The sequence below is a fragment of the Cupriavidus sp. 86D6 genome, from assembly GCF_057815095.1.
Map to the genome: position 1 here is coordinate 66,808 of NZ_JBYPSB010000007.1, position 14,135 is coordinate 80,942.

General features: G+C 58.9%; 17 protein-coding genes. 3 read left to right on the forward strand and 14 right to left on the reverse strand.

Annotated elements, in window-relative coordinates; genetic code table 11:
* The first annotated feature begins 104 nt into the window (after window positions 1-104).
* Window positions 105-704: a sce7726 family protein gene (locus AC3G88_RS17970; RefSeq protein ID WP_488893745.1), complete on the forward strand. Its 600-nt coding sequence runs from the start codon at window positions 105-107 to the stop codon at window positions 702-704.
* Here the strand turns inward: AC3G88_RS17970 and AC3G88_RS17975 are convergent.
* From AC3G88_RS17975 to AC3G88_RS17995, 5 genes are all read right to left on the reverse strand, one after another.
* Window positions 677-1,747, reverse strand: a complete 1,071-nt coding sequence (locus AC3G88_RS17975; protein WP_488893746.1) for a beta family protein — start codon at window positions 1,745-1,747, stop codon at window positions 677-679. The genes AC3G88_RS17970 and AC3G88_RS17975 overlap by 28 nt on opposite strands.
* Complete coding sequence (locus tag AC3G88_RS17980; RefSeq protein WP_488893747.1) at window positions 1,740-2,564, reverse strand: ImmA/IrrE family metallo-endopeptidase; 825 nt, start codon at window positions 2,562-2,564, stop codon at window positions 1,740-1,742. The genes AC3G88_RS17975 and AC3G88_RS17980 overlap by 8 nt, the downstream gene beginning before the upstream one ends.
* 26 nt (window positions 2,565-2,590) lie before the next feature.
* Window positions 2,591-2,995, reverse strand: coding sequence for a GNAT family N-acetyltransferase (locus tag AC3G88_RS17985; RefSeq protein ID WP_488893748.1), 405 nt, complete (start codon window positions 2,993-2,995; stop codon window positions 2,591-2,593).
* The gene (locus AC3G88_RS17990) at window positions 2,992-3,273 is read right to left on the reverse strand and encodes a hypothetical protein (protein WP_488893749.1); all 282 of its coding nucleotides are present in this window, start codon (window positions 3,271-3,273) and stop codon (window positions 2,992-2,994) included. The genes AC3G88_RS17985 and AC3G88_RS17990 overlap by 4 nt, the downstream gene beginning before the upstream one ends.
* A gap of 311 nt (window positions 3,274-3,584) precedes the next feature.
* A complete protein-coding gene (locus AC3G88_RS17995; protein WP_488893764.1) occupies window positions 3,585-3,950 on the reverse strand; it encodes a Rid family hydrolase in 366 nt (121 codons plus the stop codon).
* Window positions 3,951-4,106: 156 nt separating this feature from the next.
* Between AC3G88_RS17995 and AC3G88_RS18000 the strand changes: the two genes are divergently transcribed.
* Window positions 4,107-4,373 carry an SEC-C metal-binding domain-containing protein gene (locus tag AC3G88_RS18000; protein ID WP_488893765.1) on the forward strand — a complete coding sequence of 89 codons (267 nt, stop codon included), beginning with the start codon at window positions 4,107-4,109 and terminating at the stop codon, window positions 4,371-4,373.
* On the opposite strand, the gene AC3G88_RS18005 is transcribed toward AC3G88_RS18000, so the two are convergent.
* From AC3G88_RS18005 to AC3G88_RS18020, 4 genes are all read right to left on the reverse strand, one after another.
* Entirely contained in the window at window positions 4,285-5,019 is a 735-nt protein-coding gene (locus tag AC3G88_RS18005) for a hypothetical protein (protein ID WP_488893766.1), read from the reverse strand. The two genes, AC3G88_RS18000 and AC3G88_RS18005, sit on opposite strands and share 89 nt — an antisense overlap.
* Before the next feature lie 96 nt (window positions 5,020-5,115).
* Window positions 5,116-5,793 carry a hypothetical protein gene (locus AC3G88_RS18010; RefSeq protein ID WP_488893750.1) on the reverse strand — a complete coding sequence of 226 codons (678 nt, stop codon included), beginning with the start codon at window positions 5,791-5,793 and terminating at the stop codon, window positions 5,116-5,118.
* A gap of 34 nt (window positions 5,794-5,827) precedes the next feature.
* Window positions 5,828-6,136 carry a hypothetical protein gene (locus tag AC3G88_RS18015; RefSeq protein ID WP_488893751.1) on the reverse strand — a complete coding sequence of 103 codons (309 nt, stop codon included), beginning with the start codon at window positions 6,134-6,136 and terminating at the stop codon, window positions 5,828-5,830.
* A gap of 27 nt (window positions 6,137-6,163) precedes the next feature.
* Entirely contained in the window at window positions 6,164-6,685 is a 522-nt protein-coding gene (locus AC3G88_RS18020) for an HAD domain-containing protein (protein ID WP_488893752.1), read from the reverse strand.
* Window positions 6,686-6,817: 132 nt separating this feature from the next.
* On the opposite strand from AC3G88_RS18020, the gene AC3G88_RS18025 reads away from it, so the two are divergent.
* A complete protein-coding gene (locus tag AC3G88_RS18025; protein WP_477101502.1) occupies window positions 6,818-7,078 on the forward strand; it encodes a helix-turn-helix domain-containing protein in 261 nt (86 codons plus the stop codon).
* 705 nt (window positions 7,079-7,783) lie between these two features.
* Here AC3G88_RS18025 and flgL read toward each other — a convergent pair.
* From flgL to flgH, 5 genes are all read right to left on the reverse strand, one after another.
* Entirely contained in the window at window positions 7,784-9,016 is a 1,233-nt protein-coding gene (gene flgL, locus AC3G88_RS18030) for a flagellar hook-associated protein FlgL (RefSeq protein ID WP_488772263.1), read from the reverse strand.
* 43 nt (window positions 9,017-9,059) lie between these two features.
* The gene (gene flgK / locus AC3G88_RS18035; protein ID WP_488772264.1) at window positions 9,060-10,970 is read right to left on the reverse strand and encodes a flagellar hook-associated protein FlgK; all 1,911 of its coding nucleotides are present in this window, start codon (window positions 10,968-10,970) and stop codon (window positions 9,060-9,062) included.
* A gap of 243 nt (window positions 10,971-11,213) precedes the next feature.
* The gene (gene flgJ, locus AC3G88_RS18040) at window positions 11,214-12,236 is read right to left on the reverse strand and encodes a flagellar assembly peptidoglycan hydrolase FlgJ (RefSeq protein ID WP_488772266.1); all 1,023 of its coding nucleotides are present in this window, start codon (window positions 12,234-12,236) and stop codon (window positions 11,214-11,216) included.
* Complete coding sequence (locus AC3G88_RS18045) at window positions 12,236-13,420, reverse strand: flagellar basal body P-ring protein FlgI (RefSeq protein ID WP_488772267.1); 1,185 nt, start codon at window positions 13,418-13,420, stop codon at window positions 12,236-12,238. The genes flgJ and AC3G88_RS18045 overlap by 1 nt, the downstream gene beginning before the upstream one ends.
* A 7-nt stretch (window positions 13,421-13,427) precedes the next feature.
* Window positions 13,428-14,132 carry a flagellar basal body L-ring protein FlgH gene (gene flgH, locus AC3G88_RS18050; protein ID WP_153950103.1) on the reverse strand — a complete coding sequence of 235 codons (705 nt, stop codon included), beginning with the start codon at window positions 14,130-14,132 and terminating at the stop codon, window positions 13,428-13,430.
* Between the last annotated feature and the right edge of the window lie 3 nt (window positions 14,133-14,135).

Below are 14,135 nucleotides of genomic sequence, written 5' to 3' on the forward strand. Positions count from 1 at the left end.
CGAAGCCAATCCCTGTATCATTCGCCGTGGGCGCATGGGAGTAGGCGCAGTAGTCGCCACACCGTCAGGCCGAATGGCGGCGCGACGGCACTTTCGCTTGAAATATGGATACCGACCCCGTTGAAATGATGAACCTCGACGACAAGACGATCCGCAAGTTTTTGATCGCAAGGCTTGCTTCCCTATCGAACAAACCGAAAGCAATTATCGAAGAATTGCGTGTGCACAACGGTAACGCCATTGCAGACGTTGTGACGGTTCACAAATACGCACACTGCTATGAAATAAAGGGCGACACGGATGCAGTGCGTCGAATCCTCGTTCAGCGCCAGTTCTACGACTTAGCTTTTCGCCGAATCACGCTAGTGACGACGGATCGTCACCTTGACAACGCGCTTTGCTTGGCACCCGCACATTGGGGCATTATGGTCGCATCCCAATCAAGAGGAAGCGTAGCGATCCGTTACGTACGAAACGCCAGTCGGAATCCGCTGTATGACACGCGTGTGGCGTTAATGACGCTTTGGAAATCGGAGTTGCTCGAGGTTGCGCTACCGATTTCGCCCAAAAAATTGGATAAGCTAAACCGCGCGCAACTGACAGACCTCATTTCGCTTAACGTCTGCCAAGGAATGCTATGCGAAAAAATCGGTGATCGCCTCGTAGGGCGATCCAGCTACGCCGAGAAGCTTTTAAACATATAACTAATATGCGCATTGATTGTCGGCTTTAGCACACTGGCCGGCGTCACCATGACCCCTGTGGCAGCAGTCCTGTCCCAGATAAATTGATCGCCAAACGAAAATACCGGCTTACGGTAGAACGTCTTGGTGACGATTTGCGCAAAAATATCGTTGTACTGCAAGTTACCGCGCGGATGGGATTTCAAGGCACCGCCGCGCGCAACGTAATGTATGTCGCCATGGGAATAGACTACTTTCGCAGTCATGACGTTATACATAACCTCCGGCGCTAGCTTAACGTCCGAATACAATGGACTAACAATCGTATAGTCGCCACAAAATAGCTTTGAACCAACCACTTGCTTTCGCAGCGCCCGATAAATAGCCAATTCGACGCGGGAATGATCGCGCTCAGTCAACACTCCAGTGACATCGCCTATCGAAGGGGGCATTGACGAGCCCGTCACAATGATTGCGGCGAATTTCGCTGTCGCAGAGGAGTCCTGGATGAATTTCGCCAACATGTCGGCGCGCTTAATTGGCGCCACATCGGCACAAACACGATTATCTAGAACAAGAATCCAATGCGAAAATAACCCCTCGCCGCGTTTAAAAAATTGCTCAACTTCATGAGCAATTAGCGCATAATTTTCGAAATCCTCTGGCTGAAGGCGAAGAGCAATTGTATTCGCAATCAACGCGCCCGCTTCCTTGGCCTTGAATACTGCCTCGTTTCTTCCTGCTGCGCGATCAAGACCCACGACTGGCGCAAAATTTATTTGGCCAAACGTCTTCAGTACGTAACTATAATTGTGCTCGCCATCTATCATCAGCGAGTCATCAATATCAAAATTGTCCAGAAAGAACAACGGAAACAGCTTGAGATGCTTCGCAATGCTTCTCGCACCTTTGTCGACCATGCTCTTGAACTTATCCGCCGTCATTCCGTCTTTCTTTGGCAAATCGATAAACGGCACGATAGAAGGCTTGATCTGGTCCTCCAAGGTGGAGAGGGCACCGATCTCGCCCGACTTTAGTTTCAGAAACGGAACATAATTATTCATGGCCGAAAAGCACCCTACGAACATTCACTTCATTGAGTATTGCCGCGAACATATTCTTTCGTGACGATTCGCGTTGGAGTCGTCCCGCGACAATGGCAGGGTGAACACCGACGCGACGCGCAAAGTCAAGTAAGTTCTCTTCTGTTGGAGAATACTTTACATTTGCGCTACGCCAGTCACTGCGGCTAATCAGCGATTCGCCAGCGAGGCGGTCGGCCTGTTCTTCAGTTAAACCCTCGGGCGCAGCATCCAAGTCTTCCAGGATAGGTTCCGTCAACATCTCTAGATGTAATACGATGTGAGCCAACTCGTGCATCAAGGTGAACCAAAAGATGTCGAATCGAGGATATCGGAGGCTGAGTCCTATCACAGGTCGACCGTCCTCAAGACAAAAAACTGCGCCATCAAGCTTCATGCCCGGGATCGCGGCTTCGTAAATGAGGACGATTCCCTTATCCAACAGTAGCTGCTGTAACGAAAATAGCTTTTGCGGATCGACACACAGTCGAGCGATCTCGGTCAACTCGCCCACGGAAAGTCCGTTGAATGGGGCGATTTCCGTCGATGCGGCAAGCAGTAGGGCTTGCTGACGAATTCTCGAAAGCCACAGACGACCGAGCGCTTCGCTTGCATCCATTCGTCTGCGATAAAGCGCGCCTTTAGCCGTCCGTGCAGTGTGTACCTCACGAAAGAGATCATACTCCGCCAGCGTAGGATTCTCCCCCAAGTGCTTTTTTGGAACTTGCGCCAGCAAGATTTCAAATTCCAAAAAAGACTGGTACAAGTCCTTTGCATCGGCGCTGCCTGCGGAACTCACAGGGAAGTCGTCGAATTGATCTGATATCACTGGCCCACCTCAAACTGAGTAGCTGTAGCCTGCGGCATTTCGAAATACTTTAGCGTCTGCTTATCCAAAGCGGCGAACGGCTTCATTCCAATCTGCTCGTAAAACGGCACGGCGCGCGGTAAAGCATGCAACGAAAAACCCTGGCGAAGCTTCAACTCATTGGTGGCGTGTGCCATGGCTGCCTTGATCAAGAGACTTCCAATCCCGCCGAAACGGCGCGTCGACAGTGGATTCTTACGGTTCCAAGGCGCAGACGCGATGTATTCGATGTAGAAAATGTCTCCAGCCTCTAGCTCGCTTTTCTTCGGGTGGTAGATCAGGCAGGCACCCTGAGGAACGCCATCTGCCATAAGGAACAACCAGACATACTCGGACGTTCGATAGGCGAGGGCCTTTTTCAACCACTCCCAGTGACTATCATCGATCTGAATGGACTCCAGTACCCTCCCCCTCTCTTCGTCGGAGTAGGACTGTTCCTTATGAATTTCAACAGATGAAGGTTGAAGATCCCCCAGTTCTTATCGCACCAGTGTGCTTTACCTAGGTCCCAGCCGGCTTGGATCTCGAAGGGCACCTGTGCGCCGTCACTCCGCTGTATCTGGCCCGCTTTCACAACAACGCCCACGTCGAAAACAGGAGTTTTGCGGTCCAGGAATACCTTGATGTCTTCGAGTGTCATTGACTGCGCCGGCCTATTTTAATGTGCGTAAAAAATATACAGAAGCATTCACTTTGTCCACCCGCCGAACGATGGGTGAAGTTATCGCCTTGGCCTTTTCGTTGATGTCGCAATGAGCAAAACTTGGCATGGATACCGTGCTTCAATCGCGTCGATTGAATGACGATTGGATTGCATAGATCTCCCAAGTTCCGATCGTGTATATCAGGGCCAGGCTTTCCTTCTTGCCTTGCCAGAAAGGCCTTGGCTTGCTTAACAAGCCAAGGCAAAACGCGCCCAAGGAAAGGTAGGCGCGCGCCCAAGCTCTGTACTTAGGCCTTCTTAGCGGCGACGGCCTTGATCTCGATGAGGAGGTTGGGCCGCGCCAGCGAGGCGACACCCAGGATGGTCCAAGCGGGGAAATCACGCGTGATGTAGCGCTCCTTCACTTCGCGGAACGTAGTCAATTGCTCGTCGATGCGCACGTGGTACGATACCAGTTCGACCAGGTCCTCGAAACCGAGGCCCTGTTGTTCCAGGATGGCGCCCAGGCGCTGGAACGCGAGGTCGATCGCCGCTGCCTCCTTGCGAAGCCATGTGCGGATGGTGTTTCGAGATAGGCCCGTGCGCCTAGCGATGTCTCTGAGTGGAACGCCGTCGCGGAAGTGCATCCGCCTGATTTTGGCCAACATGTTCACCGTAATCACTCCGGTTCTCCTGCTCGGCATCGAGCAGGCATTGGAACACGTGGGTCAAATTTCGATGAAAACTACGTACGGCAGTGGGTCAGTTTTGCGTGCACATCAACAGCGGAGAGGATGATCGCCATCTCGGGCTGCCTCCTGGATATGACGATGAAGACTGGCCATTTCCCACACTGGCGGAACTGCTTCGTCGACAACAGGGTCGGTGACTGCAATTTGAGGCGCAGACTGGGTTCCCTTCATCTTGAAAGGAGACCATCATGGGAACCACCCTTGCCCAGGCGCCTAAAACTCGGTCGAAACGACCGGTGCCCCTGCGGTAGCGGACTCAAGTCTTACCTATGCGCGAGGGTTCAAGTTGCCAAGTCCCAATCTCACTGGGGAACTGAAGACCGTCGAGGTCCATCACGGTCTTGACGTCGCGGACGCTGTAGGGAACCGACTTCGCCCCGATAATTAGCGTCTGGCCGTTCCGATAATGCGCCCCCTTCACAAGTAGATGCCACGCCACCGTTCCGACAGCCTCATCGCAGTCTGCCGTGCGAATCGGGAGGCAAACTTCCTTCAGGCCAAAACTATTCATGCCACAACTGTAAGCCCCGCTCGCCGCAGCATCGACCGTGACGACGAATGCGCGGAACACGCCGCTGAGGCCATCGCTGTCGAACTTCAGCCACTGCTTTGCCGCATGTGCGATGCCAACGTTCTCTACGTGCACGCCCAGTCCACCGGCTCTTATGACAGTGCTCGCCGCGACCATAACCCGTTGCATCTGCTCTGGGCTACCTGCTGCAGCAGTTAGGGTGACATGGGATGCATGCCGCTCTATAGCACGCATGTCGCTCGTCTCCCACCAATGCGCACCGTAAAAACTGAAGTCTTGGACGACCTTTGGGCGGCGGCCCTTCTGAAACCGGAGTTTTACACCGTCTTGCAGATCTGCGTTACCGAGCAAATCGCCATAGAGGCGGCAATCGTGGGCATGGTCATCGATGGAAGCTGCGAGTGCTTCACGGGAGGGCCAAGACCCTGGAATAGTAAGAACGATGGAGCTGGTTTGCATGAACGGCAGATGAAACGGGCACACCGACGCAGCAGCATAGTGCGCGACAGAGGTGCGGTAGACAGGCTGGCGGTGTAGTTGAAGAGCGCGTTGCGCTCACATGGAAACGTGCTTGTCACGCGGCAACGCGGCGACTCGCTCGCCGACTTCGGCCAGATCGAGACGATAATGCAGTGTCTCGGTCAGCCAGGAGAGAAATGCGTGCCAGCCGGTTGCTGACAGCGCCAGGCCGTTGGGCGTATCAACCAACAAATTTGGCACGTCATGAGAGTTGTCATCGTCCTGTCGACGAAGCCATCGCCGCACAGCGGACTCCAGCTCAAAGGGCACGTTGAAGAGATAAATGTAGTCCAGCTGGTCAATAACAACGGTGGGAAGCCCAGCGGGCAGAAAAGCGGCCAGCGATCGTCGCTGCTCCTCCGCAGTGGCCGCTTCGATACACGGGGTCGGCACGTTCACTATGGACTGAGCCACTTCTGCGACGAAACCTTCCTCGGAGGATGCGCTGGATGCGTTGACGTGTTCGATTTTCTGCAAAATCTCGTTGGTCCGAAGATATCGTCGCTCCGAGATTTCGCAATGCAACCTTAGTCTGCGGTTTGTTTGGTACAGCAACTCCAATGGATATCGTTGCGCAAGATCGACGACGTCATATAGCGTAGGAGCCGCAAGTACGACAGGAATTTCGGCCGGCGTGCCGCGTAGCCTCGGATTCGACCAAAGGTGTGTTCCCGGCCTAAATTCCGCCTCGAAGTGTGTGAACTCGTTTGCCATTGCAGTTTCCCGTCGCGCTTCGCCGAACCTTACGTCACACCTCGCCGCGCCACAGCACGACGCCATCCGCATCTTGCTGAGAGCGATGCATAGTACGTTTCACCGGCGCCACCACGCCTAGAACCATGCCGACTAATTGCATAGGACGAACGATATCGCGCTCGACATTGCTCAGGGCTGCGGTCGTGCGAAAAGTTGATCGTCGACCGGGAATCCGATCGTCGAACTCGTCCATGATTACGGCATAGTTGCCGGTGTGCATTGACTCAGGGGCGACGTTGACGATGTCGACGCGGCCTAGCTCTCGGCGGCGCCCCGGATCGCCGTCCGGCACAAGTTCCACAATTATTCTCAACATACCGACTTGGCTCTATAGGTCAGACGCGGCCAACAACCGCAGCCGACGTGCAAGTTCGAGCTGCACAGCGCGACTCGAAATGCCAATTGCACCGTCGGTGTGGATAAGATGGTTACGGAGTTCTCTCGGCCAGCCATCGCCGTCATCATCAATGGCGATCCATTTTTCGGCGCGTGGCCCAACGCGCGCGACATAGCGAGCGATCTGCGCGTACCTGGATAGTTCATTGAACCAGCTCACCTCGGCGCGATGACTGCCTTCATGGTGTCGGCCCATAGCCGAATGCCACGTAGCACCTACTACGCGTGTCTGGATAGAAGCGGGCAGGTATGCGCGCACGCGAGTGAAGCTCTTAAGCACTCGAACCCACGACGTGGAAAGGACGATCCGAACGTCTGGGTATGGAGCGAGGATGCGCTCAAGAACTGGAGCCCACATGAACAGCTCCCCCATAGCGTGCAGTTCAGGACGACCGTTGACTAGGTAAGCGGCGTCAGGGTGCAAGACGCCGTCATAGTCCAAAAACAGAATCATTTGTCGTCCCGCCTTTCTTGCGTCGCAGCGCGACCCTCAAAAACCCCATTATAGATGTATAACCAGTATATGTATATCCAGTAGAGCCAAGCGTGTGTAGATTTTTAAACCTAGTTTGCGCACTCTGCACCTATGTCAAAAAGTGCAGAGAAGACCTACGCGCGGCTCAGAGTTGCCTCTAATCTTCGGAGGTTGAGGGAGGCGGCTGGCCTTTCTCAGGAAGACCTCGCCATAAAGGCAGGATTCCATCGGACCTATGTCAGTCAGATTGAGCGTGCCGTGAACAACGCCACAATTGACAACATCTGCAGGCTTGCGGAGTTTCTGGGCATAGACGTCCACGAGTTGTTCATCGATACAACCACCCCTGAGCTTCGCCCAACTTCCTGTTAGCTGCTCACGCGAATCGCGAAGGGAGTGCGGGATCACCTACGCAGGCGGCGCTACGACCAAGTACCCAGTCCCCCAACATAAGTCAGACGACGTGAGCTGCCGGTAACCTTTTGTTGAATCGATGGGTTGCCCGGCATCCCGATTGGTCTGACCGGCTGGACTTTCCCAACTGTTGAACCTTGGTTGAAAAGCCGCTTGGTCTATGCTGTACGCATCGGGCACTGCGAGGGGGCACCATGGCGAAGCAAGTTTTTAGTCGTGTGCAGTATCTGCAAATACTCAATGAGGCGTTGCGGCATCATCCTAGTTGGCAACCGGGCATGGAGTTCGTGTTCTTTCCCATCGGATCACGAGCGCGCGATGCAAAGCTAATCACCTGCACAGGGCCGACAAATTGCCATGCGATTTACGCTCAAGTCGAGCGCGTGGCATCGCATTTGTGTGAGGTAGCAGAGTAAGGTGTGTTTGACAGTTAGAACAACCGTCGAGAAGGGGTTTTTAAAACGAATCCAACAGTTTTCAAGGCTCGGCGGTCTTTCTGTGGAGATATTCCTAACACGTCGGCACCGACAATAAACTGAGGCAAATCCTCGCTAGGCAAGGACTCGCCGTCAGCTCGATGTTCAGCCTGCCTCGCTTTATTGTGGGAGATTGCCCCACTTAATTGCGCAGCGGCAACAGGTGGCGCAACGCCACCTCACCGCATCATCCCAGGAACCTGAACAGGTTCATCTGCTGGATCTGCATGAAGGATTGCTGCGCGCCCTGCAGTGCCGTCTGACGCTGGTAGTACTCGGTAATGGCCGATGCGTAATCCAGTTCGGTCAGGTCCGAGAGCGTCTTGGAATTGCTCAAGTCGCGGTTCGAGCCGATGGTGTCCAGCGCATCGAGTTCGTTCATGCGCGAGCCCACCGACGCACGCACCGTCAGCACGTTGTCCAGCGAGTTGTTGTTCTGGCGCAGGCCGGTCGAGATCGCGTTCTGCAGGTTGGCCGCGGCCACGTCCTGGGCAGTGCCGGAGTCGATCGGTGTGCGCAGGGCGGTAATCACGTCCTTCAGGTTGGCGAACATGTCGGCGCCTGCCTGCTGGGCCGGTTGGGCCAGGAACGTGTCGTTATTGGCGGGAGTGCCCTTGATCGAAAACGACACGCCGGCCACGTTGATGGAGCCGCCATCGACGTAGTTCGTTGCCGGGCCGACGGGGTTGCCCGTGGTCAGGTCGTTGACCGTGTATTGCGTGACGCCGGCAGCGACCGAGAACGTCACGCTCAAGTTGTGGCCGTACAGTGCGTTGCTCGGATCAGTCACCGAAATCGCGCTGAAGGTGCCCGTGCCGGCGTTGGTGCTGCTGCCCTTGATGACGTAGCCAGCATTGGCCGTGACGGTCTGGAAGATCTCCGCGCCGTTGTTGCCGGCTTCCATCTGGCGCGCCACGTCAACCTGTAGCAGCTGGTGGCCGGTGTCGCCCTGGTACGTGAGGTTGCCGGCGGCATCGGTCGCGAAGGGGGCGGTGCCGGTCTTCAGGCCCGCGAACAGGTAGTTGCCATTGCCGTCATCGGCGTTGGCCAGGCCCACCAGTTGATCGTACTGGCCTTGCAGGGCCGTTGCCAGCGATGCGCGATCGTTGTCGCTCAGCGTGCCGTTACCGGCGTTCACCAGCAGCGACTTGATGTTCTGCAGCACGGTGGTTACCGTCGACAGCGTGTTTTCTTCCAGGCCCAGCGACGCATTGGCCTGCTTGCGCGAAGCGGTGTACTGGCCGTTCACGGCGACCGATTGCGACACGCCCAGCGCGCGCGTGGCCGCGACGGGGTCGTCCGACGGCGTCAGCACGCGGCGGCCGGTGGCCAGCTGCTGTTGCACGTGCAGCAGGTTGGACTGCTGGCTGTTCATCGAGGACAGGCCCTGGTGATACAGGGTGGAGGTTGCGACGCGCATGGCGTGATTCCTTCTTTTCCGGTGTTGTCAGGGATGTCCGCGATCAGCCGATGCTGACCAGCGTGTCGAAGATCGTACTGGCCGCCTGGATGACCTTGGCGTTGGCCTGGTACAGCTGCTGGAACTTCAGCAGGTTCACGGTTTCCTCGTCCATGTTCACGCCCGACACCGACTGCTGGGCCGTGTAGATCTGGTCCGTGATGCTGTCCTGCGATGCCGACGCGATGTCGGTCGACTTGGCCTTGCTGCCCACGTCGTTGACCAGCTGGGCATACGCGTCGTTGAAGCTCGACGTGCCGTTGATGGTCTTGGCGGTCTGCAGCTTGGCCAGCTTGAGCATGTTGCCGTTGTCGGCCACCGCGCCCGTGTTGTTCGACAGCGTGAACTGGTCGCCATTCTTGGGCGTGCCGTTCAGGCTGAACGTCATGTTGTTGATCGTGATATCCGTACCCGTGGCCGTGGTGGTCACGGTGGGCGCCGGGGCCAGCGGATTGCCGGTGACGGAATCCACGATCACGTAGGCGCCACCGGTGTACGTAACCTTGACCGGATTGGTCAGCAGCGAGTAACCCGGGGTCACGTTGGACAGCGACGCCTTCACCGTGCCGGTATTCTGCGTGCTGGCATCCACGCGTGCCGGCGATGCCGCGGCAATCTTGGCCGGATCGGTAATCAGCGCGTTGAAGCTCGACGCAACGTTGCGCGTCGGCTGGATCTCGAACGAGTCGTTCGGATTCATCGGCGCGCTCAGCGTGATGTTCATGCCGTCCGCGGTAAAGGTCGGGAGCGCCGGCCCCGGGAAGCTCTGCACCACCACGTTGTCGGTCTTGCGCGTCAGCGAGTATTGGCCGCCCACGAAACTCAGCGTGTAGTCGCTGGTGGTCAGGTTGCTGGCGTTGCTGATCGTCGCCGTCACCACCGAAGTGGACGTGTTGTTGTTGTTCGCGTACACCACCGGCGAACCCATGGCAAACATGTCGGTGCCGATGGCGCCGTTCAGATCGATACCGAGCTTGTGCTGGGCATTGAACGTCTGGCCGATGGCCAGCGAGATGCGGCCGATGGCGCTTTGCGCCGTGTCCAGCGTCTCGCTGCGGAAGCGCATCAGGCCGCCGATGGAGCCGCCGGTGACCGCGCCGGGTTCGGCCTCGATCGCATTCGACGTGCCCGGAATCGTGTAGGCGATGACCGTGCGGCTGGGGTCGGCTGCCGAAGCCACGGCCTTGATGTCGTACGAATCGCTGCCCATCACCAGCGGCTGGCCATTGCCCACGAACACGTTGTACGTGCCGCCGTCCTGCACCACCACCTTGGCGCCCACCAGTTCGGTCAGCTTGGCCACGGCCTGGTCGCGCTGGTCGAGCAGGTCGTTGGGGGGCTGGCCGCCGGCGGAGGCGGTCATGCGGGTGATTTCCTTGTTCAGGCTGGCGATCTGCTTGGTGTAGTCATTGACCTGCGTAACCGACGACTGCAGCTGGGTATTGATGCCGTCCTGCAACTGCTTGAAGTAGTCGCTCGACGACTTGATCTGGCCGGCCAGTGCCTGCGCCGACGAGATCAGGCCCTGGCGCGTGGCCGGGTCCGACGGCGTGTCCGACACGGCCTGCACGGCCGCGAAGAACTTCTGCATCAGCGGCGCCAGGCCACCCTTTTCGTCTGCCAGCAGGTTGTCGATCTGGCGGATCTGGTCGGAATACGTCGACAGGTCGTGACTGGCCGACGTGGCGCCACGCAGCTGGCCGGTCAGGAAGCTGTCGTACACGCGCTGCACGGTGACCGTGTTCGCGCCCATGCCGTAGAAGCCCGAACCAGTGGCCTGGCCGCCGGCCGACGCAATGATCGTGTTCTGGCGCGTATAGCCCGCGGTGGCCGCGTTGCTGAAGTTGTGGCCGACCGTGGTAAGCCCGTTCTGGGCGACGTTCAGGCCCGACAGACCGATATTAAACAGAGACATGTTTGTCTGACTCCGGATCGAATGGCTAGCCAGCGGCGAACGGCCGACGGCGGTGGATGTGTTGGTTATCGGCGGAAATGCGGCGCGACTTTAGCGGCGCAATGCCTTGGAATACCCGGCATTTGTGAGCGATCACTCTCATCGAAATGCAATGCAGAAGCGCAAACAGCGCGACCGCTACACGGTCACGCTGGATGGGGAACGGGGCGGCGACGTATGTTGCTGTCATCACCGCCGGCGGCGTCAGGTCGAGACTTTCTTCATGATCCGCACGAGCTTCTCGCCGTAGGCCGGATCGGTGGCATACCCGGCGCGTTGCAGGCCATGGGCAGCTTCCTCGGCGTTCGAGGCGGTCACCACGCCCGCATAGCGCGGGTTGTTGCTGATCAGCTTCGCGTAATCGTTGCAGGCTTCCTCATACGAGCCGTAGGCGCGGAATTTCGCGCGCACCTTCTGCGGCTGGCCGTCCACGTACTCGGTGGTCAGGATCTCGGTGGTCGGTCCCTTCCAGTTGGCGCCTGCCTTGATGCCGAATACGTTGAAGGTGCTCGAACCATCGGGATTGCGGATCTCCCGGCGGCCCCAGCCCGACTCCAGCGCGGCCTGGCCCACGATCAGCTTGGCCGGCACGCCCGAGGCGCGCGACGCCGCCATGGCCGGCTCGGCCATGCGGTTGACGAAGTTGCTGATGTGCTCCGGCGAATCGTCCGGCAACTGGCCCAGCTGCGCCTGGCCATTGCCTTGCCAGTCGGCCTGGTTCTGGTATTGGCGCAAACCGGCGGTCGGGTTCCACGCCGCGCCCGGCAGCGTGGTGCCGACTGGCGGCGGACCATCGGCGTCGGTGGCGCCGCGGCTATCGAGCATCTGCGCCATTTGCGCGTCGCGCACGCTCGCGCCCGTGATCCCGCCGGCGCCATTCATGCCGGCCGGCAGTGGCGTGCCGGTGGCGCGTGCCAGCTGGCGAATCATGACATCGGCCAAGCCGATGCCGCGCGACGACAACTGCTGGGACATCTGCTGGTCCATCATCGACATGTAGAGCTTGGTCTGCTCGTTGTCGAAAAGGCCGTCGGACGGCGTGGCGTCGCGCATGCTCTTGAGCACCATCTGCGTGAACACCGCCTCGAACTGCTTGGCAGCGGCCTGCAGCGTCGTCGCGTTGTTGCCGGCGCGGGCCTGGTTCTTGAGCGACTCGAATCCCTGCGTATCCAGGGCAAACCGCTGCGAGATATCGGCCTGGCCGCCAAGCGTGGTACCCGCCGACATCAGATGATCTCCAGTTCGGCGCGCAGCGCGCCGGCGGAGCGCATGGCCTCCAGGATGGTCTGCAGGTCGGCCGGCGTGGCGCCCAGCGCGTTCAGGCCCTTGACCACGGCGGCCAGTGACGCACCCGCCTTGACGATCTGCAGCGAACCGCCGTCACGCTTGAGGTCGATCTGCGACACCGGCGCCACCACGGTCTGGCCCTGGCTGAACGGAGCCGGCTGGCTGATCACCGGCTGCGTATTGATGACCACCGACAGGTTGCCGTGAGCAATCGCGCAGTCTTCCACGGTGACCGCCTGGTTCATCACGATCGAGCCAGTCCGCGCGTTCAGGATGACCTTGGCGGCGGCCTTGGCCGGCGTCACATCGATACTCTCGATACGGGCCATGAAGCCCACGCGTGCGGTCGGCGTCTGCGGCATGCGAACCTGTACCACGCGGCCGTCCATCGCGGCGGCGGTGCCCGGGCCCATGTTGCGGTTGATCGCCTCGACCACGCGTTCGGCCGTGCCGAAGTCCGTGTCCTTCAGCTCCAGGTTCGTGAAGCCGTTTTCGGGCTGGAACGACGCCACGGCGCGTTCGACGATCGCGCCGTTGGCGATGCGGCCCACGGCCAGCTGGTTGATCTGCACCTTGCTGCCGTTGGCCGACGCGCCCGCGCCGCCCACCAGCATGTTGCCCTGGGCGATGGCGTAGACCTGGCCGTCGGCGCCCTTGAGCGGCGTCATCAGCAGCGTGCCGCCGCGCAGGCTCTTGGCGTTACCCATCGACGACACCACGATGTCGAGCTGGCTGCCCGGCTGGGCATAGGCCGGCAACGTGGCGGTGACCATCACGGCAGCCACGTTCTTGAGCTGCATGTTCTTGCCGGCGGGCAGCGTAATGCCCAGCTGCGACAGCATGTTGCTCAAGCTTTGCGTGGTGAACGGCGTCTGCATGGTCTGGTCGCCGGTATTGTCCAGGCCCACGACCAGGCCGTAGCCCACCAGCGGGTTGTCGCGCACGCCCTGGAACGTCGCCAGGTTCTTCAGGCGTTCCGCATGCGCGGCGCCGGCGCCCAGACCCAGTACGAGCAGGAGCAGCAGGCAGGCAAAAGATACCGCGCGACCTGAGCGGGAAAGACGGCCGGGCGGGTTGCCAAAATACGAGCCTGGCTTGTGGAAAGGCATCGGAGGCAGAAACATGGCGGGATCAGTACGGTAAGACATTGAGGAAGAAACGCTGCAGCCAGCCCATGTTCTGCGCCTCGTCGATATACCCCTTCGCGGTGTATTCGATGCGCGCATCCGCCACCTGGGTGGACGGTACTGCGTTGTCGCCGGTAATCGTGCGCGGATTGACCACGCCCGAGAAACGAATGAACTCGGCGCCCTGGTTGATCGCCATCTGCTTCTCGCCGGACACCACCAGATTGCTGTTGGGCAGCACCTCGATCACCGTCACGGTGATCGTGCCGTTGAAGGTGTTGGCGGCACTGGCGCCGCCCCCGGCCTTCAGCGAGTTGGCACCGTTGATGTCGGCGTTCTGGCTGGTGCTGAACAGGCCGCTCAGGGCACGCGGTACCGCATTGAACGCCAGCGCGGTGCTGCCGGTGCGGTTGGCGTTGGTGGCAGAGTTCTTGCTCGCGTTGACGTTCTCGCTGATCACGATGGTGAGAATGTCGCCAACATTACGCGGCCGCCGATCCTCGAACAGCGGATTTCCCGCGTACGAGGATGCGTAGATCGAGCCCGTGGCAGGGGCCATCGCGCGCGGCTCGGCGCGTGCGGTGGTGGGCATCTGCACAAGCGGCTCCCTGGGCATCATCGCGCAGCCGCCGCTTGCCAGCGCGGCCAGGCCGACGATGGCACGAACGACGAGTGGGCTGATGCGATACTGCGTGGCGGCCATGATCATTCC

Excerpts from the sequence above, each read along its gene's own strand:
- AC3G88_RS17970 (WP_488893745.1), top strand. The coding sequence starts at position 105 with ATGGATACCGACCCCGTTGAAATGATGAACCTCGACGACAAGACGATC.
- AC3G88_RS17975 (WP_488893746.1), bottom strand. The coding sequence starts at position 1,747 with ATGAATAATTATGTTCCGTTTCTGAAACTAAAGTCGGGCGAGATCGGT.
- AC3G88_RS17990 (WP_488893749.1), bottom strand. The coding sequence starts at position 3,273 with ATGACACTCGAAGACATCAAGGTATTCCTGGACCGCAAAACTCCTGTT.
- AC3G88_RS18000 (WP_488893765.1), top strand. The coding sequence starts at position 4,107 with ATGAAGACTGGCCATTTCCCACACTGGCGGAACTGCTTCGTCGACAAC.
- AC3G88_RS18005 (WP_488893766.1), bottom strand. The coding sequence starts at position 5,019 with ATGCAAACCAGCTCCATCGTTCTTACTATTCCAGGGTCTTGGCCCTCC.
- AC3G88_RS18010 (WP_488893750.1), bottom strand. The coding sequence starts at position 5,793 with ATGGCAAACGAGTTCACACACTTCGAGGCGGAATTTAGGCCGGGAACA.
- AC3G88_RS18020 (WP_488893752.1), bottom strand. The coding sequence starts at position 6,685 with ATGATTCTGTTTTTGGACTATGACGGCGTCTTGCACCCTGACGCCGCT.
- AC3G88_RS18025 (WP_477101502.1), top strand. The coding sequence starts at position 6,818 with ATGTCAAAAAGTGCAGAGAAGACCTACGCGCGGCTCAGAGTTGCCTCT.
- flgL (WP_488772263.1), bottom strand. The coding sequence starts at position 9,016 with ATGCGCGTCGCAACCTCCACCCTGTATCACCAGGGCCTGTCCTCGATG.
- flgK (WP_488772264.1), bottom strand. The coding sequence starts at position 10,970 with ATGTCTCTGTTTAATATCGGTCTGTCGGGCCTGAACGTCGCCCAGAAC.
- flgJ (WP_488772266.1), bottom strand. The coding sequence starts at position 12,236 with ATGTCGGCGGGTACCACGCTTGGCGGCCAGGCCGATATCTCGCAGCGG.
- AC3G88_RS18045 (WP_488772267.1), bottom strand. The coding sequence starts at position 13,420 with ATGTTTCTGCCTCCGATGCCTTTCCACAAGCCAGGCTCGTATTTTGGC.
- flgH (WP_153950103.1), bottom strand. The coding sequence starts at position 14,132 with ATGATCATGGCCGCCACGCAGTATCGCATCAGCCCACTCGTCGTTCGT.